Consider the following 23,658-nt stretch of genomic DNA (forward strand, 5'->3'; position numbering starts at 1 on the left):
GTCCCCCCGCGCGCCCCGGCCGCCGGGGGCAACGCTGCTTTGCAGCCGGGGCAAGTTAGGCTTTGAGCATGCCCTCGAAGCCCCGCGTCACCCGCCTCGCGGTGGACCTGCCCGCGCAGGGCGGCGCATCATCGTGGCTCCGAGGCATCCGGCTATCTGGCTTCACGATGCTCTCGCTCGGAATGCTGATCGTGTTCGTTGTGGTGTTGGCGCCGTCGCTGCGCATCTTCGCCGAGCAGCAGCACGAACGGGCGACTCTCGCCGCCGAGGTCGAGGCTCAGAAAGATCTCGTAGAAGACCTCAAGCAGGATGTGGCCCGCTGGGATGACCCCAGCTATGTCGAGGCACAGGCTCGCGAGCGTCTCTATTACGTGAAGCCGGGCGAATTTAGCTATCTGGTCATTGATGACGGCCAGACGGTATCAACAACTTCGGAGGTTCCCATCAGCGCCACATTGCAGACGACCGAGGTCGACTGGGTCAGCATGATGCTGTCATCGGTTTTCACGGCAGGGCTTACGGATGCGGTTCCCGCAGACCTGGATGCTCCCGTCATCGAGGGCGGTGCTGGATAGTGGCAACCCCTCCCTTTGACCCGCCAACGGCAGAGGACATTCGCATTGTGTCTCTCCAGCTCGGCCGCCCCGCTCGCGACGTGATCGGCATTTCGGCGCGCTGTGTCTGCGGCGCGCCCACCGTGGTGTCGACCAAGCCGCGCCTGGCTGACGGCACGCCGTTCCCCACCCTCTATTACCTATGCCACCCGGCCGCTACGGCCGCCGTCTCCACCCTGGAGGCGAACGGTGTGATGACCGAACTTGCTGCCCTGCTCGAGGGCGACGTGGCCGATGCCTACCGTGCCGCGCACGAGGCGTTCCTCGCGGACCGCGAAAGCATTGAGCACGTCGAGGAGATCGCCGGTGTTTCCGCCGGAGGCATGCCCACCCGCGTCAAATGCCTTCACGCCCTGGTCGGGCACTCGCTCGCCGCTGGGCCCGGAGTCAACCCCATCGGCGACCTTGCTCTCGAGCGTGCGGCCTGGTCGCCCGATGTGTGCGAGTGCGCCGACTACGACGCCGAGCCTGCCAACAGCACCACCGACGGTTCCGCACCAGACGCGCGATGACGCTGTCTCGCCGTCGCCTCGCTGCCGCGGTAGCCGGCGGCGTCGTTGTCGCGTCGGTGCTGGGGTCTTCGCTGCTGGCGGTTGCTCCCGCGACTGCGGATAGCATCCGGGATCGCCAGTATTGGCTTGCCGACTACGGCATAACCGAGGCGTGGCAGACATCGAAGGGCGATGGGGTCACGGTTGCGGTGATCGACACGGGCGTCGACGGTAGTCACCCCGATCTGGCCGGGGCCGTCGTGGGCGGCTCGGATGTTTCTGGGGTCGGCTCGTCGGATGGCCAGACTCCCGTGGGTTACGCCAGTCGTGAGCACGGCACGATGGTCGCATCGCTTCTGGCGGGCCGCGGCGACGGCCAGGGTGGCGGCATTATCGGTGTGGCCCCCGAGGCGAGCATCCTGTCGGTATCCGTCGGGTTCGGGGTAGGTACCGTGCCGTCGGATGATCAGGTCGCCGCAGCCGTGCGGTGGGCCGTCGATAACGGCGCCGACATTATCAATATGTCTCTCACCCGCAACACCCTCGAATGGCCAGAATCGTGGGACGACGCGTTTCTCTATGCGATGCAGCGCGATGTCGTGATTGTGGCGGCTGCGGGAAACCGTGGCAGCGGCACCACTCAGGTGGGGGCGCCCGCTACCATGCCGGGCGTTCTGACCGTGGCCGGGGTAGATCGGCAGGGTTCCGCGAGCTTCGACGCGTCGTCTCAGGGCATCACGATTTCGGTCGCGGCGCCCAGCGAAGAACTTGTGGGCGCCACCCCAGGCGGGGGCTACTCGACGTGGAGCGGCACGAGCGGCGCGGCCCCGATCGTTGCGGGCCTCGCTGCTTTGGTGCGGTCAGCGCATCCAGAGCTTGATGCTGGCAACGTCATCAACAGAATCACGGCAACCGCTCGACCCGTCGGGGGAGCTCAGCTCAGCCCGATCTATGGTCACGGCCTCTTCGACGCGAAGCGTGCGGTCTCGGGATTCGTGCCTGCGGTCGATGACAATCCTGCTGGCCTCCTCGCCGACTGGATCAGGCTCTACCGCAGGGCGGATGCCGAGCCAATCCCCACGCCAACACCGGTCGTGCCAGACCCGGTGCCGATCCCCGATTCACGGGCGGCAGCAGAAAGCCCGCTCGGCACAGTGTTGCCCTCGGCGGAACAGCTGAGGTTTGTCGGCATCCCCCTCGTGGTGTTCACGATCTTCGGCGCTGCAGCGGCGGCACTCGCGTGGGGCACCTGGCGGCAGGTCAGAGGCACCACTCGCAGGTAGTAGAATTGAAATTGTGCCAAAAATCTTGATTGTCGGCGGCGGATATGCCGGTTTTTACACTGCGCGCGTGCTGGAGAAGCAACTGCGCTCCGGTGAAGCAGAAGTCACGGTAGTTGACCCGCTGCCGTACATGACTTACCAGCCCTTCCTCCCCGAGGTTGCGGCGGGCACTGTCGAGCCGCGTCATGCGGTTGTGCCACTGCGCCGGCACCTCAAGACGACGAACGTAATCGCGGCGCGCGTGACGGCTGTTGACCACGCCACCAAGACCGCGACGCTGACCCCTGAGGTCGGCGAGCCGTGGGAGTTCTCCTACGACATCATCGTGATGACGGCTGGTGCGATCACCCGCACGTTCCCGATCCCCGGTATCGCCGATGGCGCATTCGGCCTCAAGACCATTGAAGAAGCGGCCGCCATTCGCGACCGCGTCACCGCCAACTTTGAGAAGGCATCCGTCCTTCCTGCAGGGCCCGCCCGCGACCGCCTGCTCACCTTCACGGTGGTCGGCGGCGGTTTCGCCGGCATCGAGGTCTTCGGCGAGCTGCGCAGCCTTGCGAGCGCACTCCTCAAGCAGTACCCCACGCTGTCGTTCGACGACACTCACTTTCACCTCATCGAGGCCATGGGGCGCATCATGCCCGAGGTTTCGCTCGAGACGAGCAAGTGGGTCATCAAGAACCTCGCCGAGCGTGGCGCGCAGATTCACCTCGACACCCAGCTCACCTCTGCAGTTGACGGCGTGATCGAGACGTCGACGGGCGAGCGCTTCGAGACCGACCTGATCGTCTGGACCGCCGGTGTCATGGCACACCCCGTCCTGCGCAACACCGACCTTCCCCTCGAAGAGCGTGGCCGTCTCCGCCTCGGCGCCGACCTCCGTGCCCGCACTGAGGACGGCGAGGTTGTCGCTGATGTGTGGGGCGCTGGGGATGCGACCGCGGTCCCCGACCTAAGCGGTGGCGGAGTTGCCGGAATGTGCGTTCCGAACGCTCAGCACGCCGTTCGCCAGGGCAAGCTCCTCGGCAAGAACATCGTCGGCAGCCTGCGTGGCGATGAGCCGCGCGAGTACTTCCACAAGAACATGGGCGCTGTCGCCGGTCTCGGCATCGGGCACGGCGTCTTCCAGGCGGGCAAGCTCTCCATCAAGGGCGTCCTTGCCTGGTTGATGCACCGCGGCTACCACGGTCTCGCCATGCCCATGTGGGAGCGCAAGATTCGCGTCTTCGGCAACTGGATCATCTCGTTCTTCGTGCGTCGCGACACCGTGGGCATCATCGCTCGCGAGAACCCGCGTGCCGTGTTCGAGGAATACGCCGCCCGTCCCAAGGCTGCCGCAACCCGCAAGTAGACTGCGGGGGCACCAGCCGAAGCGGTTCAGGCCGCTTCATGCCCCCGTAGCCCAACCGGCAGAGGCAGACGACTTAAAATCGTCACAGTCAGGGTTCGAATCCCTGCGGGGGCACCAACAATCCGACGCTAGTGTTCGGCTGCGACGCCGCATCCCTGGGCTGACAACGCACGGAATAATTCTCGCGTATGTCATCATGGCTCCACGGATGCGGGGGTTCGAATGGATGATGGCGACAGGCTCGCAGAATTGCGGCGTCTGGTCTATTCCCGGGGTGCGCGCCCCGATGCCGAAACCGTAGAACGGCTTCGGCAGCTCACAGAGTCGCAGGATGCTTCGGCTCAAGCGGTCGGGGAGTCGGGTAGACAGCCTGTCAACGAACCTTCCGAGACCGTTGTCGCGATGAGCATCCCGAGACCGGATCATGCGGATGCACCTGCACCTGCGGCTGAATCTGATAGCGACGCACTGCCCGGCCGCGCTCGGCATCGGCGGCGAGAACTCTTGGCGCTGGTGGCAGTCGCTCTCGTGTTGGGTATCGGCGCAGGGGTGGGCATCGGCTTCGGGTTCGCCCCACGGCAGGAGGCGATCGCCCCCAGGGCGGGCGGATACCTCGGACCTGCTTCGAGCGGCGCACCCATTGCTTCCGCCGACCCTGACGATGACGGCATCGACGGGATGGGGGAACCGGAGCATCCCGCGTACTTGCGTTTCGAAGCCCCGCAGACGAGCGCCGACATCTTTCCGACCACGCTGCCGGCGACGATCATCGGGGAGTCCACCCGTGCGATGTTCGGCGAGCTCTCACCGGAGTTCGGAGAACAACGGAGGGTCTTTGTGGCGATGTCGCGCGCAGGTAAACCGTGTCTGCTCGCCGTTACACCACCGGGTGAAGTCGTTTCAGCGTGCGCCTCTGAGGCGGAGTTCGCCGTTCACGGGCTGCGACTCGACTGGACGACGACGGCGGTCGACCCAACCGAAGAACTTGGACAGGGAGCTCCCGCTCGCCGAATGCATTCAGTGCATTGGCGTGCCACTGGAAAGGCCGAGTACTCGTCTTCGCCCGTCGCAGATGTCGTGCAATAGTCGAATCATGAAACTCACTCGACCACAAAACGGACGCATGCTTGCCGGGGTCTGCGCTGGAGTGGCGCGGTACTTCGGCTGGGACCCCGGCGCGGTGCGCGTCGTCACGGTAGTGGCGTCGCTTTTCTTCGGCAGCGCGATCATCATCTATCTCGCGCTCTGGTACCTCATGCCGTCTGACGACGTATAGAACCGGAGCGTTCGCCGACCTCTGGAACGCCTCGGCGAGATCATCCTCAAGGACGATGTTTCGACTGTGTGCTGTCCGTAATGTTGGGCGGTGATCGAAATCGAAAACTTGAGCAAGAGGTACGGCGCCAAGCTGGCCGTGGACGACGTTTCGTTTACCGTGAAGCCGGGGGTTGTTACCGGCTTTCTCGGGCCGAACGGTGCCGGCAAGTCCACGACCATGCGCATGATCGTGGGGCTCGACCGCCCGACATCGGGACGGGTCACGGTGAATGGCAAGCCATATGCGAGCCACCATGATCCACTCCACCAGGTCGGCTCCCTGCTCGAGGCTAAGGCCGTGCACACCGGTCGCAGCGCCTACAACCACCTGCTGGCACTCGCCGCAACGCATTCGATTGCCAAGTCTCGTGTTCATGAGGTGATCGAAATGACGGGGCTCGAGAAGGTCGCGTCGAAGCGTGTCGGCGGATTCTCGCTCGGCATGGGGCAGCGGCTAGGCATCGCCGTTGCGCTGCTCGGCGACCCGCAGACTCTCATTCTGGATGAGCCGGTCAACGGCCTGGATCCCGACGGGGTGCTGTGGGTCCGCCAGCTAACTCGGTATCTCGCATCGCAGGGGCGCACGGTCTTTCTCTCAAGCCACCTCATGAGCGAGATGGCTCTCACGGCCGATCATGTCGTGATCCTGGGCCGGGGCCGTGTGCTCGCCAATGCGCCGATGGAGGAGTTCACCGACAGGGCAGCGAGCAACCGAGTTACGGTGCGTACACCGTCGGCCAGCGTGCTCATCGAGGCGATCGCTGGCCCGGATGTCGCGGTTACGCAGTTGCCGGACGGCGCGCTTTCGATCGCCGGAATCGGTGCCGAGCGCGTGGGGGAGGCGGCGTTCCGCGCCGGTGTAGAACTACATGAACTCACCCCAGTGAAGGGCAGCCTCGAGCAGGCCTACCTTGCCCTCACTCAGGACGAGATCGAGTACAAGTCGGAGGTGTCCGCATGATGTCGACAGCAACCATCGCGGCACCGATCAAACGACGCGGCCTCAGCGCGGCAGGAATTCTCCGCGCGGAGTGGATCAAGCTGCGCACGGTGCGCTCCACCGTGTGGTGTTACGGGCTTCTCATCCTGCTGATCGTCGGCGTCGGTCTGCTCGTGGCCGCGCTCAGCGACTTCGGGGGCATGCCCGTCACGGGGGACGCGGCCCGATCACTGGTCGTTTCGCTCAGCACCGGCGGCCTCAACGTCGTCGTGTTGATCGTCGCCGTTCTTGGCTCCCTCATCATCACGGGGGAGTATTCGACGGGGATGATCCGCTCGACGTTCGCCGCGGTTCCTCAGCGAACGGGGGCGATAGCGGCTAAGGCGGCCGTGCTCGCGTCGACGACGTTCGTGGCAACGTCCGTGGGCATCTGGCTCGCCGCCCTCGTGACCTGGCCGATCCTGGAGGGCAAGGGCGTCGAGGTGCAGCTAACAGATTCCTCAGTGTTCATGCCGATGCTCGGCGGCGCCGTCTATGTCACGATGATCGCCCTCCTTGCCTTCGGCTTCGGAACGATGCTGCGGAGCACCGCAGGAGCATTGGCGACGGTGCTCGGGCTCATCATGGTGGCCCCCCTGATCTTGCAGCTGCTCGCAGCTCTGACGCAGGCCGAGTGGGTGACCAATGTCTACGCGCTGCTCCCGCAAATCGCAGGCGGGTCGCTCTTCACCTTCGTGGGCGAAAGCGCTCCGGCCCCGGTACAGCAGGGCATCACGCTCAACGGCTGGGGAGCCTTCGGCGTGCTCGCGGCGTGGGATGCGATAGTTCTCGCGGCGGCGCTGGTTCTGGTGAAGCGCCGCGACGCGTAAGGGCCGAGCGCTCGGCCTCAAGCCGGAACTCGTGGTGAGGCAGAGCACCGCATAGCGTCGTGTCGGTCGCGGGGCGTAGCGTTACGCGCATGTGCGGGCGATTCGCGATGAACAAAGAGACCGACGATCTCATCCAGGAATACGTTGCGCGCGGCGGCGACTTCCGCGACTGGCGGCCGAGCTACAACGTGACTCCCACGACGGTTGTCCCCGTCATCCGGCAGCGCGATGGGGTGAGGGAGATCGCTGGCGTTCGCTGGGGGATCGTTCCGCCATCGTCGCCGACGTTTGGTGGGGGCAAGCCCATCATCAATGCCCGAGTCGAAACAGTGGCGAGCAACGGCCTGTTTTCGTCGGCATTTGCGTCCCACCGCTGCATTGTTCCCGCCCTCGGCTACTACGAGTGGCAGGTGACCCCGGATGGCAAGCAGCCGTATTTTGTGCATCGGCCCGGCGGTGGAGACATGATGATGGCGGGCATTATCCGGCCATGGCTCGACCGTTCGCGCCCCAAGGACGACCCTGAACGGTGGCACCTTGCCATGGCGATCGTGACCCGTGACGCGCATGTTGCCCCCGGCGAGGTGCACGACCGCATGCCGTCGTTCCTCACCCCGGAGAGCGTTGACGATTGGCTCGGTGACCACCTCAGCGTCGACAATGCTCTGCGCATGCTTGAGCTCACATCGCTCGAGGTGGCGAACGATCTCGACTTCTATGCGGTGTCGCGTCAGGTGAACAGCGTGCGCAACGACGGCCCGCAGCTCATCGAAGCGGTCTGACCCGATTCGGCTCCGAGGCGGGACGGGCGACAAAGCTGAAGTAGGCCCACCCGCCGATGCAGAGCGCGGCGACTCCGCCGGCCATCATGAGAAGCGTGCCGAGGGGGAAGCGCGCAGATGCCCCGCCCAGCAGCACAGCGAACGCGATAGTCGCTACGACAAACGCGATGCCGAACCATGCCCAGCGATGCCACTCGTAGACGACTCGTCCTGGTAGCCCGCCGACGGGGGCTAGCAGCATCACCGCTGAGCCGAGACCGACGAGGCACAGTGCGGCGAAGAACTCGCTGAATAACGAAGGCCAGAATCCCACGACGGGTCCCATTGCGAGGTAACTCAGCCACCCAGCGAGCCCGAGCGCGAGAACGGTTCCCCCCTGTATGAGGCCCACGATCGCCCTTTTGTGCACGGCCGCTGTGGGGTCGGGGCGCATACCGATGAGCGTGCCAGTCACCAGAGGAGGGGAGAGCCCGATGAGTCGCGACACAAGTCCCGAGACGATCGCGGCGGCAAAGAGCAATCCGCGGAACCGAAACTGGGTATCAACGCGCTGCCAGGCAGAGCCGATGCGGGTGGCAACGGCGACGCCGACCACGTTGAGCAGAGCGAGAGCGCCGGCGATTGCGACCGCGAGTCGCAGGTACCGCACCTCTCCGCTCACCCCGCCGGCGACGACCATAAAAGCTACGGTCACGGCAAACGGGAGGCTCATCGCGAGCCAGGGGGTCCACCAGCCGCGAGCTGCTGCGTCCGTCGGAGACGCCACGGCGCTGGCCGGCGTCTGACGCACGGTATTGCGGCCCGTGATCTGGCCGAGCGGCCATCGGATGCGACCGCGAAGGGTCGAGGCCAGCAGCCGCAGAGGCAGCGCGACCAGCAGAATCGCCACGAGAGCGAGCAGGGGAGCGCGCCACCAGTTGCCGCGTTCGATGCTCTCGTGAACGCCGGGTATGCCGGAGCTGAAGTCGGTCGGGGTGCCCCAGTTAGCCAGAGCCTGCGCCAGCGGGCTGCCCGCCTCCGGTAGCGGCCACGGGCTCTCCGACGCTGGCGGATAGCTCGCTGGCGGCGCGCTGGGCTGGGCCGCTTGCGAAGGCTCTGGTGTGGGTGAGGGCGTCGGCGTGAGCGTTTGCGCCGGGGCGGCCGGTCCTACGGAGAACCGGACAATGGTGCTGGGGTCGCTGTAGTTGTTGGCCTGGTCGCGCTGCACGGCACGCGCGGTTTGCGAGCCGGTCGTTATGCCGGATCCGCCAGCGCATCCCCACTCCCCGCCGCTCACGACGGCGGCGCACACGGGAACCCCGCCCAGATAAACGTCTACCGTTGCCCCGTTTTCGCCGGTGCCCCGAAAGTTGGCTGGCAGCCGGGTTACTCGGCTGTTGTCGGAGGGCTGAAGAATCACGGGTGGTTCTGGGCGTTGGGTATCGAACGCGATGGTCCGGCTCGTCGGGGCGGAGCTGGATCCGGCGCCGATGGCCGGGTGCGATTGCTGCGCTGACACCGGGTGCGAGCCGGTCGTTGGTTTCGCGCCCGTTGCGCTGAGCGGGGTGCACGACCAGTATCCGCTCGCCGCAACGCGAACCGCGCACGTTGTTCCGGCGACCGAGACCGTGACGGTGGAATCGGGATGCCCAGATCCGGTCACATATCCGGGCGTAGGGCCGACCTCGTCGAGCTGGGGTGGGCCGAGCACGGCGAGTGTGATGGTTGCGTCGTTGGTCGTGCCGTCGGTCAGTGCCTCGACCGCCGTGATGACGGCGGCAGCAGTGTTGGGCAGCGAGGGCACGAGGCAATCCCACGTGAGGTCGCCGGCGACGACAGCGGTGCACGCGGTTGACCCGGCGAGGGAGACGGTAACCGTGTTGCCTGCCTCGGTTCCCTGGCCAGAGACGACGACCCGGTTGCGATCGATGAATGCTCCATCGGCGGGCTCGGCGATCAGCGGAGCGGCGGCGGCCAGGGGCGGAGCTACCGCGCTCGCCGACGGGGTGGGCTTGGGCTCCTGTGCGACAGCGGAGAGAGGGGCGAAGATCCCCGCAACGGGGGCGAGTAGAACAACGGCGGCGAGGGCTGACGACCCCCACCCGCCACGCGCTGGGCGCCGGAGGATGAGTCGGAGAGACCGCGCACCGGGGGTCGGCGTAGCGGCTCTTCTGCGGGGTGGCGTGGAAATCACCGTCACTCTTCTGGGACGAGCCCGTGCGCTGCGGCGAAGGGCAGGGTTTTAGGGCAGTTGGCGGGGTCTCGGCGGGCGAATGTGCGGGTGATCGGGAGGAGCTCTGCGGCTGTGGACAGATTTGTCTATCTCTCAATATACGCGACGTCGCCGCATCGCGGGGCCGACGGGCCGCATCCGGGCCGGATCTCATCCTCCAGGAGGATGCCCTCATCCTGGTGGTTGACAGCGGTGCCGCCGCGGAACACAGTTGACCAGACCACGACGGGGGAGAGCGCGCATGACAACCACAACGGCGTCTGGGACGGCAGCGTTCGCGGAGCCGACCCGCGCGGTAACCGGCGGCTGGATCGCTCTGTTTGCCACGGCATGGCTGGGCGTATGGATGGCGCAACTCACGCCGATCCAGCTGCTCCTGCCAGTGCAGGTCGAGGCACAGCTCAACTCCGACAACTGGGTAGACGGGGTCGTGGCGTTCGGCATCATCTCGGGCATCGCTGGGCTGTGCGCGGTGGTGGCGTATCCGCTTGCCGGTGCGCTCTCCGACCGCACGACGTCGCGCTTCGGGCGTCGCCGTCCGTGGATTCTTGGCGGAGCCGTTCTCTTCGCCGTTGCCCTGCTGTTGCTGGGGCTGCAAACCACACTCGTGGGGATCGGAGTGTGCTGGGCGCTCGCGCTCAGCGGCTTCTGCACGCTCACGGCAGCCCTCACCGCAACCATCTCCGATCAGGTTCCTGTCAATCAGAGGGGCCTTGTCTCCGGGTGGATGTCGGCGCCGCAGGCGGTCGGAACCATCCTTGGCCTCGTGCTCGTGACAGAGCTTTTTGTCGGGCAGTTCTTCGGCTACGCCGCAATGGCCGTGATGCTGCTCGTGCTGGTGCTGCCGTTCATCATCGTTGTGCCCGACCGCGTGCTCGACCCGGCGCAGAGGCCGCCGCTCACGGCGCGCACCCTGGTTCAGGGGTTCTGGATCAGCCCCCGGCAGCATCCCGATTTCGGCTGGACTCTCCTCAGCCGAGTGCTCGTGAATCTGGGCAATGCCTTCGGCACATCGTTGCTGCTGTACTTCTTGGCATTCGGGCTTGGTCTGGGGATTGTGGATGCCGAGGGCAGCCTCATAGTCCTGACGCTCGTCTACATGGTGTTTGTGATCGTGGCGTCCCTCGCCTTCGGTCGGCTGAGCGATCGGCTTGGTCGTCGGCGACTGTTCGTGATTGTGGCCGCGAGCCTCCAAGCTGTTGCCGCGCTGCTTCTCGCGCTCGTGCCAGACCTTACTGTCGCGATGGTCGCTGCGGGGCTGCTGGGGCTCGGATACGGTACCTTCCTCAGTGTCGATCAGGCGCTCGCAACTCAGGTCTTGCCCGACGCCCACACCCGCGGAAAGGACCTCGGAATCATGAATGTTGCGTGGGCAGTTCCACAGGCAATCGCACCGTTGCTCGGAGCCGGCGTTGTCTCGTGGCTCGTCGGGTTTCAGGGTCTCTTCCTACTGGCGGCGGCGACGGCAATCCTGGGCGCTCTCGCCGTGCTGCCCATCAAGGGAGTCCGCTGATGTCCTTCACGCTCGGGGTCGGCGCGGAGCACTGGCACACCACATCCGCCTATTGGGAGTCGCTTAATCAGGCGACGGCAGAACTCGATCCGCCGTTCGGCACGGTGTCGCTCGCGGCGCTGGCGCACAATGCGGATGCGCTGGTGCGCAGAGCAGGGGGCACCCCCATTCGCGTCGCCAGCAAATCGGTGCGGGTGCGTGCGGTGCTCGATGCCGTACTCGCGAGGCCCGGCTATCGCGGCGTGCTCGCCTATACCTTGGCTGAGGCGCTGTGGCTGGGACAGACGATCGACGATGTTGTTGTCGGCTATCCCACGGTCGACCGGTCCGCCCTGCGCCAGCTTGCGGCAGACCCCCTGCTGGCCTCTCGCGTGACCCTGATGGTCGATTCCGTCGCCCACCTCGACTTCATCGATTCGGTCGTGGGGCCGTCGCAGCGCGCCCGTCTGCGCCTGTGTCTCGAACTGGATGCGTCGTGGAACTCACGACTTCTCGGCCATATCGGCACGTGGCGTTCGCCCGTGTATACGGCGGCGGCGGCGCGGCAACTGGCCCGGCTCATCGTCGACAGACCCGGCTTTGAACTGGTGGGCATGATGGCGTATGAGGGGCAGATCGCCGGAATGGGTGACCTGCCCGTCGGTCGTCCTCTCTATGGGGCGGCACTCCGGCGTATTCAGGCGCAGTCGATCGCGGAGCTGGCGGAGCGCAGAGCCGAAGCCGTCGCCGGTGTGCGCGAGGTGGCCGATCTGGAGTTCGTCAACGGAGGGGGCACCGGTTCGCTTGAGTCGACAGCGGCCGAGGCCGCGGTCACCGAGGTGGCTGCGGGAAGTGGCCTCTTCGGCCCGCATCTGTTCGACCACTACTCCCGGTTTAGCCCGGCTCCCGCCGCCGCGTTCGCCTTGCCCGTCGTCCGCCGCCCGACGGCGCACACTGCCACGTTGCTGGGCGGTGGGTGGATAGCATCCGGCCCTCCCGGTGTGGACCGATTGCCGCGCATCGCGTGGCCATCCGGTCTTCGCATGGTCTCGCGGGAGATGGCGGGCGAGGTGCAGACCCCCGTAGTGGGTGCGGCGGCCGGGAATCTCTCCATCGGAGACCGCGTGTGGCTGAGGCACACGAAGGCGGGAGAACTGAGCGAGCATCTCAATGAGTTCGCCATCGTCGATAACGGCACCATCGTGGACACGGTGCCTACGTACCGCGGAGAGGGCGCAGCATTTCTATGACCGACCACACCACACTCGCGCCTGCGGGGCTCCGCCGAGGCAAACGGTGGACCAACTGGGGTCGCGTCGAATCGATCACCCCCGTATTCGTTGCCCGCCCCACCACGGTTGACGAGGTCGTCGCGGCGGTAATCGCCGCTCGAGAGCGCGGCCTCCCCATCAAGGCGATCGGGGCGAGTCACAGTTTTACTGCCATCGCTGCGGCACCCGGCGTGATGCTCGATCTCGCTGGCCTGGAGGGCCTCATCTCGGCCGACCACAGCACGGGCCGCGTTCGCCTCGCCGCTGGAACCAATCTGCACCAGTTGCCCGCGATTCTCGGCCCCCTCGGGCTCGCCCTGCAAAACATGGGCGACATTGATCGACAGACCATCGCAGGCGCCACCTCGACGGGCACTCACGGAACCGGGGCAGCGTTTGGTGGCTTGGCGACACAGGTCGTTGGCCTCACCCTTGTCACGGCCGATGGCAGCATCCTCACGATCGACGAGGAGACCAACCCCGAGCTTTTGCCGGCTGCTCGCCTCGGGCTCGGCGCCCTCGGCATCATCGTGGACGTAACGCTTCAGTGTGTTCCGTCGTTTGTCTTGGATGCTCGCGAGAAACCGGAGCCGTTCGATGCGGTTGTCGACAACTTTGAGGCGCGAGCCACCGCGGTCGACCACTTTGAGTTCTACTGGTTTCCGCACACCACCACGGTTCTGACCAAGACCAACGTTCGGTTGCCGGCAGACGCCCAGACCAGTCCGTTGGGCAGCGTGCGGCGCTGGGTCGACGACTCCCTCATGGCCAATGGGCTCTTTGCCGCGACCTGCGCCGCGGGCCGGGCGATTCCGTCGGCGATTCCGTCTATCAACCGCATCGCCACACGGCTTACGGGTGATCGGGAGTTTTCGGATGCTTCGCCGCAGGTTTTTGTGACGCAGCGGTCCGTGCGCTTTCGTGAGATGGAATACGCGATCCCGCGGGAGGCGGTGCCGGTTGCGCTGCGCGAGATCAGAGACCTGATCGCGGCCAAAGGCTGGCGCATCTCCTTTCCCATCGAGGTGAGGGTTGCGGCGGCGGACGACAATTGGCTTTCGACGGCCTTCGAACGTGAGAGCGGCTACATCGCGATTCACCGTTACTTTCGCGAGGACCACAGGGAGTACTTTCGCGCCGTCGAGGCGATTATGCGCGCACACGGGGGGCGACCGCACTGGGGCAAGATCCACTTTCGCGAGGCTTCGTCGCTGCGCGAGGAATACCCGCGGTTCGACGACTTTCTCGCGGTGCGTGACCGGCTCGATCCCGATCGTGCCTTCGCCAATCCCTATCTGGACCGCGTTCTCGGGCCCTAACCGAGCCCCGTTGCCCGTCTGGGGGGCACGCGTATTCGAGGCGGCTCCCCAGCCGGGTTTCGTTATAGTTATCGAGAATACGGCCCCGACCTTATTCGCCCTCAGCCCATGCGGTGAGGGCCGCGCACAGTACTCAAGAGGAGCACGGCAATGGAACTACTCATCGTCATCGGCATCATCGTTCTACTCGTCGTGGTGGTGGGTATCTACCTCTGGGCCACTTACAACGGCCTGGTCACGCTCAACGTTCGCGTTGACGAAGCGTGGAGCGACATCACGGTGCAGCTCAAGCGGCGTGCCGACCTGCTGCCGAACCTCATTGAGACGGTCAAGGGTTACGCTGCCCACGAAAAGGGTGTGTTCGAGGCTGTGACCAAGGCTCGTGCCGAGTCGCTCAGCGCCGGCAGCCCCCACGAGGCAGCCGAAGCCGAGAACCACATGCAGTCCGCGCTCAAGAGCATCTTCGCTGTGGCCGAGGCCTACCCCCAGCTCCAGGCCAGTCAGAACTACCTGCAGCTGCAGGGTGAGCTCGTCGACACAGAAGACAAGATCCAGGCCGCACGTCGCTTCTACAACGGCGGCGTTCGCGAGCTCAACACCAAGATCAAGGTGTTCCCCAACACCCTCTTCGTGCGCGGGCTCGGCTTCTCGGAGCGCGAGTTCTTCGAGGTTTCCGACTCGGCGGCCATCGCTGAGCCGCCGCGCGTTCAGTTCTAACCGCGCGGAGGCAGCGACTAGATGTATCGCGCGATAGCTAAGAACAAGCGCAACACCGTTTTCATCATCCTCATTTTTCTCATCATCATCGCCGGGCTCGGCTTTGTGGCGAACTACATGTGGGGTGGCGGTTCTTGGGGAATCTTCATCGGCACCATCGTCGGCGCGCTTGTTTACGTGGCGATTCAATACTTCGCCGCTGGCAAGCAGGCGGTCGCGCTCAGCGGCGGTCGGCAGATTACCAAGGCAGATGACCCGCGGCTCTACCGCACGGTCGAAAACCTGGCTATCACCAACGGCATGCCGATGCCCAAGGTCTACATCGTCGACGATCCGGCGCCCAACGCCTTTGCCACTGGTCGCGACCCCGAGCACGCGATCGTTGCGGCGACGACGGGACTGCTGGCGATCATGGATGATTCCGAGCTCGAGGGCGTTATGGCTCACGAGATGGGCCACGTCAAGAACTACGACATTCGCGTCACCACGATCGTCTTCGGCCTTGTCGTAGCAATCGGGTTCCTCGCGGACATCCTGCTGCGGATGTCGTTCTTTGGTGGCAACCGCAATAACAACAACGGCAACCCGATCATGTTGATCGTCGGCATCGCTGCGATGATCCTCGCCCCGCTGGCGGCGACGCTGGTGCAGGCTGCGGTGTCGCGGGAACGCGAATACCTGGCGGATGCTACGGGCGCCATGACCACGCGGCATCCAGAAGCGCTCGCCAGCGCCCTGCAGAAGCTCGGGGAATATGGCCGACCCATGAAGCGCCAGAATACCTCGATGGCGCACATGTGGATCAGCGACCCCACCAAGCCCGGCATCGTTGACCGGTTGTTCTCGACTCACCCGCCGCTGCCCGAGCGCATCAAGCGCCTTCGCACGATCGGCGGCGGCTTCTAGCCCCGAGCCTTCACCGCATCGGCGCACTCAGATCGGGGACACCCCAAGCTCACCGGCGAGCGCGTCGGCGAGCGTGCCTCGCTTCACTACCTCGATGTCGCCGAGGCCCTGCCACTGAGCCGTGCTGCGCAGCAGGGGAGCGAGCCGCTCAACGGTGCTGGCGGGTGCTCCGGGTTCCGCCCATGCAGATTGCACTCGCAGCACCCCGGCCTGCCGATCACTCTTGAGGTCCACCCGCCCCACGAGGCGGTCGTCGATAAGCAGCGGCAGGCTGTAATAGCCAAAGATGCGCTGGGGAGCCGGCGTATAGATTTCGATGCGGTAGTGGAATCCGAACAGACGCTCTGTGCGCTTGCGATCCCACACGAGCGGGTCGAAGGGCGAGAGAAGCGCCGTCGCCGTCGCTCGTCGCGGCACCACCGCGTCACGGTGCATCCAGGCAGCAAGTGGCCGGGATGCCCTTTGCCATCCTTCGACCAGTGTCGGCACGAGCACCCCTTCGTCTTCGAGGGTGCGGATCGCGGCGACGGTGTCGGTGGAGCGCATCCGAAAGTAGTCAGCAAAGTCGGATGCGGTTCCTACTCCGAGCGCGCGGGCCGCGTGTGCGACGAGGCGGCGCTGTGCCTCGGCTTCGGGAATGTCGGCGTGCTGGAGTGCCGGGGGTAACACCTGGTCTGGAAGTGCGTAGATTCGCTCGAAGCGTGACCGTCCGCCGCTCACCAGGTCTCCCCACCGAAAGAGGTATTCGAGCCCGTGCTTGACATCCGACCAGCCCCACCAGGGCCCCGTGCGTTTGTTGGCGTCGTGCTCAATCTGGCTCGCGGGCAGGGGCCCCTTCTCCGCGATCTCCGCGAGTAGCCATTCCAACATCTGCGGGTTGCTGCGGGCCCAGCCGTTGGGGGAGGACAGGTCCTTTGCGCGGAGGCGCTCCATTCGCCACCGCATGAGCGGCCACGACTCGACGGGAATGATCGCCGCTTCGTGGGCCCAGTATTCGATATGGGTTCCGCCCCCGGTGAACGTGATGCGGTCGAGGAGCTTCTTGTCATACGCGCCGAGCCGTGCATAGAGCGGGAGGTAGTGGCTGCGCTCGAAGACGTTGACGGAGTCGATCTGCACGAGACCGAGTCGGTCGATGAGGCCCCGCAAGCGTCGCGAGCTCGCGCCAGCAAGCGGCGCTGAACCGGCCGCAGGTTCCGCAACAACGCTGCTCTGCGGCGTGATGGCGAGAGCCTGCGCGCCGAGCGCGAGGCGTCGCGCCTCGGGCAGCGAGAGAGATTGTCGTGGCATCGCCTCGACCATATCTCCGGGCTCCGACATTGCGAGCCTCTTGTGCTCGCTCGCTAGTGAGCCGCCCATAGATTCCACCTTCGGAATATATGAATGGATGTGGCGGCAGCCACGCATAGACTGACGTGATGATATTCGGCAAGGGCAAGGCCTCATCAACCGATGTCGCGCGGACTCGCGTAGACGATTCGTTGCCGACCGGCATGCGCATTGCCGGTGCGTGGTCGTGGCGCATTCTTGCGATCACCGGTGTGCTGGCCATCCTCGTGTTCTTGATCATGGAACTTCGCATCGTCGTCGTACCGCTCATGATCGCCACGTTGCTCAGCGCGCTTCTCGTGCCATTGACCCAGTTTCTCGTTCGGCATCGGTGGCCCCGCTGGCTCGCCATCGTCACCACCATCACCGCCCTCATCGCCGTAATCGGTGGGCTGGTCGTGCTCGTGGTGTGGCAGATCCGAGTGGGATGGCCTGACCTGAGGGATCAGTCACTGGTCGCCTGGGAGAGCTTCAAAGACTTCCTGCTGCAGTCGCCCCTGCACCTGACCGAGGATCAGATCACCCAGTACGGTGAGGAGCTCTGGTCGACTGTCCAGCGCGATAGCGAGGTCTGGGTCAGCGGAGCGCTATCTATCGGCTCGTCGGCCGGCCATTTTATTGCTGGACTGTTCCTGGTGATCTTCGCCACCATCATCATGCTTATTGACGGTCGAGGCATCTGGAACTGGATCGTCCGCCTCTTTCCCCAGAAGGCCCGTCCGGCCGTCAACGGTTCCGGTCTCGCCGGCTGGGGCACGCTGACCAACTTCGTCAAGGTGCAGATCTTCGTGGCGGCTATCGATGCCGTCGGCATCGGGCTGGGTGCTGCGATCCTCCAGCTGCCGCTCGTTGTACCCATCGCCATCGCGGTGTTCCTGGGGTCGTTCGTGCCCATCGTCGGCGCGGTCATTACGGGTGCGCTCGCGGTCTTCATCGCCCTCATTTACAAAGACATCGTTATTGCGCTGATCATGCTGGGCATCGTGCTACTCGTGCAGCAGGTCGAGAGCCACATCCTGCAGCCACTCATCATGGGCAGCGCCGTCAAGGTGCATCCGCTGGCCGTCGTGCTGGCCGTCGCCGGAGGCAGCTACCTCGCAGGCATCCCCGGGGCACTGTTCGCTGTTCCCGTCATCGCCACTCTCAACGTGATGGTCGGCTACATCGCGAGAGGCCGATGGCGCCTACCGCCGGGGCAAGCGCATCCGAATGAGTTCGGACGCACAGTGATCAGAGAACCGAAACGCAAGGACAGGGCATGACCGATATCACGGTTCCGGAGGTCGACATGGCGACCGCAGTGCCGGGGCCGACGCTCCACGATTTCGAAGAGGCGCGGGTGCGTGTTGCCCGAGTCGCGCAGCTGACCCCGATGGAGAGTTCCCGCTACCTCGCGGACCTCGTCGGCGCACCGGTGCACCTCAAGTGCGAGTCGCTTCAGCGCACGGGGTCGTACAAGATTCGCGGTGCCTACAATCGGCTCTCGCAGCTGAGCCCCGAAGAGCGGGCCAGGGGAGTCGTCGCAGCGTCGGCCGGTAATCACGCCCAGGGTGTCGCGTTCGCTGCGCGGGAGCTCGGCATCAAGGCCACGATCTTCATGCCGGTAGGGGTCGCCCTGCCCAAGCTGCAGGCCACCCGCCAGTATGGTGCCGAGGTCATTCTCCGCGGCCACACGGTAGAAGAGCCGCTCCGGGCTGCCGCTGAGTTCGCACAGGCCACAGGCGCCGTGCTCATCCCACCGTTTGACCATGCGGATGTCATTGCGGGGCAGGGAACACTCGGGCTCGAGATCCTCGATCAGGTCCCCGATATCGAAACCGTCATTGTGCCCATCGGTGGCGGAGGGCTCGCGGCCGGCGTTGCGAGTGCTCTTCATCAGAAGCTCGCGCTGCAGGGCCGCCGCATCCGCGTGATCGGCGTGCAGGCAGCGGGTGCCGCCCCCTATCCGCTTTCGCTTAAGAGCGGCGTGCGCCAGAGCGTGGTGACCTCGCCGACCATTGCGGATGGAATCGCCGTCGCCACCCCCGGTGAGCTGAACTTCGAGATAATCCGGTCGATCGTGGATGAGGTCGTCACCGTCACCGACGACGACATCGCGCGTGCGCTGCTTGTTCTGTTGGAGCGGGCCAAGCTTGTAGTCGAGCCTGCGGGAGCCGCGGCCGTGGCCGCAATCGTCACGGGCCAGGTGGTCAACCCCGGAGTCACGGTGGCCATTCTCAGCGGCGGCAATATCGATCCACAGGTCATGGAGCGGGTTATTTCCCGCGGCCTGGCGGCATCCGATCGCTATGTCAAACTTCGGGTCATGTTGCCTGACCGCCCCGGTCAGTTGGCGCGCATCGCTGAACTCATCAGCGAGGCCAATGCCAACGTGGTCGAGGTTATGCATACTCGTCATGGCCGCAACGCCCTCATCAGCGAGGTCGAGCTTGATATGAGCATCGAGACCCGCGGCCCTGAGCACGTGCAGCGAGTGCTTGAGCGGCTGCGCGAGGCTGGCTACGATCCCCGCATCGATAGCTAAACCGCACAAGACAATTCAGAAAAAGAACGGGCCCGCCGAGTGCAAACCTTGGCGGGCCCGTTCTTTTTTCGGATGCTGTGGTGCGCTATGCGCGGTAGGGCTCGACCTTGTCGATTTGCACCGTGATCTCGCGCCCGTTCGGCGCGATGTACGTAGCGGTATCGCCTGCCTTGAGGCCCAGGATGGCCTCGCCGAGGGGGCTCGCCTCGCTGTAGACATCGAGCTCGTCGGGGTCAGACTCATCCACGATCTCGCGGCTGCCGAGCAAGAAGACCTCTTCATCGCCCTGCACGCGAGCGGTGACGACGGTGCCGGAGGAGATCACGCCTTCTGCCGCAGGCGTGCCGACCTTGGCGTGGCGCAGCAGCTCGGTGAGCACGCGGATGCGCGCCTCGATCTTGCCCTGCTCCTCTTTCGCAGCGTGATATCCGCCGTTCTCCTTGAGGTCGCCCTCTTCTCGCGCAGCTTCAATCTTCTTCGCGATCTCGGTGCGGCCTTCGCCCGTAAGCTGCTCGAGCTCTGCCTTGCGGCGGTCGTAAGCCTCTTGGGTCAACCAGGTTTCGGTGATCTGCCCAGACACGATGTACTCCTCAAAAGAAAGGGGACCGTTCGCAACTCAGCGGTTGAGGGAGAACGGTCCACGCTCCGCGATTCCGCAGTACGGAGTCGCATAAACGAATGAGACCGGCCATGTCGGCCGATCTCGTGATCGAATTCGTCAGTCTAGGTCAGCCAACAGCTGTGGAGCAACCCTGTGACGCCCGGTTCGATGCTTCTCACGTTTTCGGTGAAGGTTCGCGTATAGGTATCGGATGCCGGAATCTCTATGACCTTCCAGCCGACAATTGCGTGGAGATCGTTCTGAACCTGCAGTGCGCAGGCCACGTCGGTACCCGGAGTCACCGAAAGTTCAAAGCTCACGCGCACGGTCGACTCGTCGACGATCGCGTGACCGATGTCGCGGGTTTCGATCGTTGCGGAGGTGCCGTCGAAGGCAACCCACGCAACCCACGCCACAAAGACGAGCACGACCGCGAGCGCGGCCGACCATCCGATAGTTTTCTGCCGGGCCCGCACGCTGGGCGTGCGTCCGTAGCGAGCGTCGAGGTCGGTCGGCTGGGTGCCTTCCGTCCTACTGTCTGCGCTTGTCACCGTCTCCCCTTACGCTTGTCTTAAGACTATTCGCATATAAGGAGCTCCGTGACCAGGCGGCTGTTGGCTGTACATGCTCACCCCGACGACGAGTCGAGCAAGGGTGCTGCGACCGCTGCCTACTATCGCAGTCAGGGCGCGCAGGTCATGGTCGTCAGTTGCACGGGCGGCGAGCGTGGCGACGTGCTCTACGAAGGTCTCACTCCTCGCGCAATGGCCGACAGGGATATGGCCGGCCACCGCCGCCAAGAGATGCAGCGCGCACAGCAGATTCTCGGGGTCGACCACCGGTGGCTCGGCTACGCGGATTCGGGCCTCCCGCCGGAGGGCGAACCTCTGCCGATCAACTCGTTCGCAACGATTCCGCTCGAGCACTCCGGTGCCGTGCTCACCCGCATCATCCGCGAGTTTCGCCCCCAGGTCGTCACCACGTACGACGAGAACGGCGGCTATCCGCATCCTGACCACATCCGTACCCACGAGGTCACGATGTTCGCGGTCGAGGCGGCAGCGGATGCTAGCCGGTTCCCTGAGGCAGGCGAACCATGGCAGGTGCAAAAGGTCTACTACGACCGTGGCTTCAACGTGAGCCGCATCGAGGCGATCGGCCAGGAACTCATCGCTCGCGACCCTGAATCGCCTTTGGTTGCCGAGTTCGAGCGCATGCGAGAGTGGATGGGCGCACGGCCAGACACCGCGACGACCCATGTGCCGTGCGGCGAATTTTTTGAGGCCCGAGATGCCGCGCTTCTCGCGCACGCGAGCCAGGTTCCGCCGGATAGCTCGTTCTTCTTTTGGCCCATCGACTTGCAGCGCGCAGCGTGGCCATACGAGGACTTCGAGCTTGTCGTCTCGCATGTGCCCACCACTATTCCCGAGGACGATCTGTTCGCCGGGATTGAGCTCGACACCGAGCACACCGAACTCGACACAGAAAATGGGGAGGTGGGCGCGTGAGCGCACTACTTCATGGCGCCATCGCCGCTATCGTCACCGCGGCTACGGCCGTGCGGTTTGCCAAGGATGAGCCGGACTTCGACCCGAACACGGTGACCCCCGGGGTCATCGGCTTTTTCGCGATCTTTCTGATCGCTGCCGTGACGGTGCTCATTGTGCTCGACATGAACCGCCGTGTTCGCCGCACCCGCTACCGCGAAGAAGTGCGCGACAAGCTTGCCGCGGAGCGCGCGGATGGCCAGACGGCGGCCGAGGATGAGACGCCGCCGAGCGCTTAACAGCGCTGAGCGCTGAGCGCTTAACCGCGCCGGGCCGCCAGACGGCGTCCCGGAGGTGCCAGCCTCGTTAGGTGACGGGGTTGGTGGCGATGATGAAGATCGCCACCCAGTGGCATAGGAACGCGATCAGGGTGAGCGAGTGGAATATCTCGTGGAATCCGAAGACGCCCGGGATGGGATTGGGGCGCTTGGTGCCATAGGCGACCGCGCCGACGGTGTAGCAGAGCCCTCCGACGATGATGAGCGTCATCATGGTGGCGTCCGCGGCGAAGAAGTCGCCCATAAACATGACGGCGGCCCATCCCAGGACCACGTATAGCGGCACATAGAGCCAGCGCGGTGCTCCGATCCAGAAGACTCTGAATCCGATGCCGATCAGCGCTCCACCCCACACGAGCGAGAGAAGCAGCACCGCCTTATCTTCTGGCAGGGCGAGCACCGTGATGGGCGTATATGACCCGGCGATGAGCAAGAAGATGTTGGCGTGATCGAAGCGCTTGAGTAGCTTTTTGGTGCGGTCGCTCCAGTTGAAGCGGTGATAGAGCGCGGAGATGCCGAACAGCAACATCGACGAGGCGATGAACACGGCCGATGACACTTTGGCCGCGGTGCCGTCGGCGAAGACGAGCAGGACGATGCCCAAAATGATCGTGAGAGGGAACGTCGCTGCGTGAATCCAGCCGCGCCAGGTCGGCTTGACCTCGTCATGCTGTTCGAGGTCGTCCTCAAGCACGGGGATGTTGGGAAGATCGGGCTCGTCGACGTTCTCGTTCACCGTGGAATCGTTGGGAAGCTCGGGGCGCGACATCGTCATGGCGAGAGTCTAGGGGCGCACAGCCACGGATCGCTGTGAGCGGTTTCTTGCTGACTTGCGGGCACCGTGGGCTAGCGTATACCCCGTGCAAAAACGGGAAGTGTCACTGGGCCGCGGCCTCCTTTATGACGTGTACCAGAAGCGCATCCGTCGGTGGCTCAGCCGACAGGAACTGCCCAAGCATGTCGCGATGATCCTCGACGGCAACCGGCGTTGGGCTCGGCAGCGCTCCCTTGGGGCCGTCGCGCACGGTCACAGGGCGGGGGCCGCTAAGTTTCGGGAGTTTCTCGTCTGGTGCGACGATCTCGGCATCGAGGTTGCAACCCTGTACCTGCTTTCCACCGACAACCTCACCGGTCGACGCGAGGACGAGCTCGACGGGCTGTTCGAGATCATCGCGGACCTCGCCGAAGACCTCTCGCACTACCGCAACTGGCGGGTGCAGCATGTGGGGTCGACCGAAGGGCTGCCCGAGCCTCTCGTGGAGGCGCTGAGGGCGGCTGAGCGCCGCACAGAGGGCAACACGGGGCTCCACATCAACCTCGCGGTCGGCTATGGCGGCAGACGAGAGATTGTGGATGCGATGCGCAGCATCGTGCGCGATCACGACAGCAAGGGGGGCACCCTCGAGGCCCTCGCCGAGATTCTTACGCCTGAGCTCATCGGCAACCATCTGTACACGGGGGGACAACCCGATCCCGACCTGGTTATCCGCACGTCGGGGGAGCAGCGCTTGAGTGATTTCATGCTCTGGCAAAGCGCCCACAGTGAGTTCTACTTCGTCGAGGCTCTAGGCCCCGATCTGCGTGAGGTGGACTTTCTGCGCGCACTCCGCGACTACGCGACGCGCCACCGGCGCTTCGGTTCCTGATCCCCCTCCGTAAGGAGCACCCCATGACAACCCTTGACGAGTTCGCAGCCGACTTCGGCGAAGACGCCGGATACCTCGATTTCGCTCGCCTCGGCCCCGTATCCGGTGCCGTTCTTGCCGAAGAGCGAATGATGGGCGAGTTCTCGTTCCGTTCGCGATTTGGCAGCGT

Annotated in this window: 24 protein-coding genes and 1 tRNA gene; 20 read left to right on the forward strand and 5 right to left on the reverse strand. The window is 64.8% G+C overall.

Annotated features, from left to right (window positions below; translation table 11 throughout):
* Positions 1-68 precede the first annotated feature (68 nt).
* The 10 genes from AC062T_RS11860 to AC062T_RS11905 all read left to right on the forward strand — a co-directional run bounded on the left by AC062T_RS11860 (position 69) and on the right by AC062T_RS11905 (position 7,647).
* Positions 69-575: an FtsB family cell division protein gene (locus AC062T_RS11860; RefSeq protein WP_476030276.1), complete on the forward strand. Its 507-nt coding sequence runs from the start codon at positions 69-71 to the stop codon at positions 573-575.
* Positions 575-1,126, forward strand: coding sequence for a DUF501 domain-containing protein (locus AC062T_RS11865; protein WP_476030278.1), 552 nt, complete (start codon positions 575-577; stop codon positions 1,124-1,126). The genes AC062T_RS11860 and AC062T_RS11865 overlap by 1 nt, the downstream gene beginning before the upstream one ends.
* A complete protein-coding gene (locus tag AC062T_RS11870; RefSeq protein WP_476030280.1) occupies positions 1,123-2,388 on the forward strand; it encodes a S8 family peptidase in 1,266 nt (421 codons plus the stop codon). Before AC062T_RS11865 ends, AC062T_RS11870 begins: the two co-directional genes overlap by 4 nt.
* A gap of 13 nt (positions 2,389-2,401) precedes the next feature.
* On the forward strand, positions 2,402-3,739 hold the full coding sequence (locus tag AC062T_RS11875; protein ID WP_476030282.1) for an NAD(P)/FAD-dependent oxidoreductase: 1,338 nt from the start codon (positions 2,402-2,404) through the stop codon (positions 3,737-3,739).
* Between the two features lie 40 nt (positions 3,740-3,779).
* Positions 3,780-3,856: transfer RNA gene (locus AC062T_RS11880), tRNA-Leu, on the forward strand.
* A 105-nt stretch (positions 3,857-3,961) separates the two neighbouring features.
* The gene (locus AC062T_RS11885; RefSeq protein ID WP_476030284.1) at positions 3,962-4,825 is read left to right on the forward strand and encodes a hypothetical protein; all 864 of its coding nucleotides are present in this window, start codon (positions 3,962-3,964) and stop codon (positions 4,823-4,825) included.
* A gap of 7 nt (positions 4,826-4,832) precedes the next feature.
* Positions 4,833-5,015, forward strand: a complete 183-nt coding sequence (locus tag AC062T_RS11890; RefSeq protein WP_476030286.1) for a PspC domain-containing protein — start codon at positions 4,833-4,835, stop codon at positions 5,013-5,015.
* Positions 5,016-5,105: 90 nt separating this feature from the next.
* Complete coding sequence (locus AC062T_RS11895; RefSeq protein WP_476030288.1) at positions 5,106-6,017, forward strand: ABC transporter ATP-binding protein; 912 nt, start codon at positions 5,106-5,108, stop codon at positions 6,015-6,017.
* Positions 6,014-6,865 carry an ABC transporter permease gene (locus tag AC062T_RS11900; RefSeq protein ID WP_476030290.1) on the forward strand — a complete coding sequence of 284 codons (852 nt, stop codon included), beginning with the start codon at positions 6,014-6,016 and terminating at the stop codon, positions 6,863-6,865. The genes AC062T_RS11895 and AC062T_RS11900 overlap by 4 nt, the downstream gene beginning before the upstream one ends.
* An 89-nt stretch (positions 6,866-6,954) precedes the next feature.
* Complete coding sequence (locus AC062T_RS11905; RefSeq protein WP_476030292.1) at positions 6,955-7,647, forward strand: SOS response-associated peptidase; 693 nt, start codon at positions 6,955-6,957, stop codon at positions 7,645-7,647.
* Here the strand turns inward: AC062T_RS11905 and AC062T_RS11910 are convergent.
* Positions 7,631-9,820, reverse strand: a complete 2,190-nt coding sequence (locus AC062T_RS11910) for a hypothetical protein (protein WP_476030294.1) — start codon at positions 9,818-9,820, stop codon at positions 7,631-7,633. The two genes, AC062T_RS11905 and AC062T_RS11910, sit on opposite strands and share 17 nt — an antisense overlap.
* A 280-nt stretch (positions 9,821-10,100) precedes the next feature.
* On the opposite strand from AC062T_RS11910, the gene AC062T_RS11915 reads away from it, so the two are divergent.
* The 5 genes from AC062T_RS11915 (at position 10,101) to AC062T_RS11935 (ending at position 15,564) form a co-directional block, all read left to right on the forward strand.
* A complete protein-coding gene (locus AC062T_RS11915; protein ID WP_476030296.1) occupies positions 10,101-11,372 on the forward strand; it encodes an MFS transporter in 1,272 nt (423 codons plus the stop codon).
* Positions 11,372-12,601 (forward strand): alanine racemase, encoded by a 1,230-nt coding sequence (locus AC062T_RS11920; protein WP_476030298.1) that lies wholly within the window; start codon positions 11,372-11,374, stop codon positions 12,599-12,601. The genes AC062T_RS11915 and AC062T_RS11920 overlap by 1 nt, the downstream gene beginning before the upstream one ends.
* Positions 12,598-13,941 carry a D-arabinono-1,4-lactone oxidase gene (locus tag AC062T_RS11925; protein WP_476030300.1) on the forward strand — a complete coding sequence of 448 codons (1,344 nt, stop codon included), beginning with the start codon at positions 12,598-12,600 and terminating at the stop codon, positions 13,939-13,941. Before AC062T_RS11920 ends, AC062T_RS11925 begins: the two co-directional genes overlap by 4 nt.
* A 150-nt stretch (positions 13,942-14,091) precedes the next feature.
* Positions 14,092-14,658, forward strand: a complete 567-nt coding sequence (locus AC062T_RS11930) for a LemA family protein (protein WP_108517434.1) — start codon at positions 14,092-14,094, stop codon at positions 14,656-14,658.
* A gap of 21 nt (positions 14,659-14,679) precedes the next feature.
* Positions 14,680-15,564, forward strand: a complete 885-nt coding sequence (locus AC062T_RS11935; protein WP_476030303.1) for a M48 family metallopeptidase — start codon at positions 14,680-14,682, stop codon at positions 15,562-15,564.
* A gap of 27 nt (positions 15,565-15,591) precedes the next feature.
* On the opposite strand, the gene AC062T_RS11940 is transcribed toward AC062T_RS11935, so the two are convergent.
* Positions 15,592-16,854, reverse strand: a complete 1,263-nt coding sequence (locus AC062T_RS11940; RefSeq protein WP_476030305.1) for a winged helix-turn-helix domain-containing protein — start codon at positions 16,852-16,854, stop codon at positions 15,592-15,594.
* Positions 16,855-16,982: 128 nt separating this feature from the next.
* On the opposite strand from AC062T_RS11940, the gene AC062T_RS11945 reads away from it, so the two are divergent.
* Complete coding sequence (locus tag AC062T_RS11945; protein ID WP_476030307.1) at positions 16,983-18,155, forward strand: AI-2E family transporter; 1,173 nt, start codon at positions 16,983-16,985, stop codon at positions 18,153-18,155.
* Positions 18,152-19,417: a threonine ammonia-lyase gene (gene ilvA / locus AC062T_RS11950; RefSeq protein WP_476030309.1), complete on the forward strand. Its 1,266-nt coding sequence runs from the start codon at positions 18,152-18,154 to the stop codon at positions 19,415-19,417. Before AC062T_RS11945 ends, ilvA begins: the two co-directional genes overlap by 4 nt.
* A gap of 85 nt (positions 19,418-19,502) precedes the next feature.
* On the opposite strand, the gene greA is transcribed toward ilvA, so the two are convergent.
* Positions 19,503-19,997 (reverse strand): transcription elongation factor GreA, encoded by a 495-nt coding sequence (gene greA / locus AC062T_RS11955; RefSeq protein WP_476030311.1) that lies wholly within the window; start codon positions 19,995-19,997, stop codon positions 19,503-19,505.
* Between the two features lie 143 nt (positions 19,998-20,140).
* Entirely contained in the window at positions 20,141-20,569 is a 429-nt protein-coding gene (locus tag AC062T_RS11960; RefSeq protein ID WP_476030313.1) for a DUF4307 domain-containing protein, read from the reverse strand.
* A gap of 48 nt (positions 20,570-20,617) precedes the next feature.
* Between AC062T_RS11960 and mca the strand changes: the two genes are divergently transcribed.
* Both mca and AC062T_RS11970 read left to right on the forward strand, forming a co-directional pair.
* Complete coding sequence (mca, locus tag AC062T_RS11965) at positions 20,618-21,526, forward strand: mycothiol conjugate amidase Mca (protein ID WP_476030315.1); 909 nt, start codon at positions 20,618-20,620, stop codon at positions 21,524-21,526.
* Positions 21,523-21,804: a hypothetical protein gene (locus AC062T_RS11970; protein WP_476030316.1), complete on the forward strand. Its 282-nt coding sequence runs from the start codon at positions 21,523-21,525 to the stop codon at positions 21,802-21,804. Before mca ends, AC062T_RS11970 begins: the two co-directional genes overlap by 4 nt.
* A 67-nt stretch (positions 21,805-21,871) precedes the next feature.
* Here the strand turns inward: AC062T_RS11970 and trhA are convergent, their stop codons facing one another.
* A complete protein-coding gene (gene trhA / locus AC062T_RS11975; RefSeq protein WP_476030318.1) occupies positions 21,872-22,618 on the reverse strand; it encodes a PAQR family membrane homeostasis protein TrhA in 747 nt (248 codons plus the stop codon).
* Between the two features lie 85 nt (positions 22,619-22,703).
* Between trhA and AC062T_RS11980 the strand changes: the two genes are divergently transcribed.
* Complete coding sequence (locus tag AC062T_RS11980; protein WP_108517421.1) at positions 22,704-23,489, forward strand: isoprenyl transferase; 786 nt, start codon at positions 22,704-22,706, stop codon at positions 23,487-23,489.
* Positions 23,490-23,658: the final 169 nt, after the last annotated feature.

It is taken from the genome of Homoserinimonas sp., from assembly GCF_056262345.1.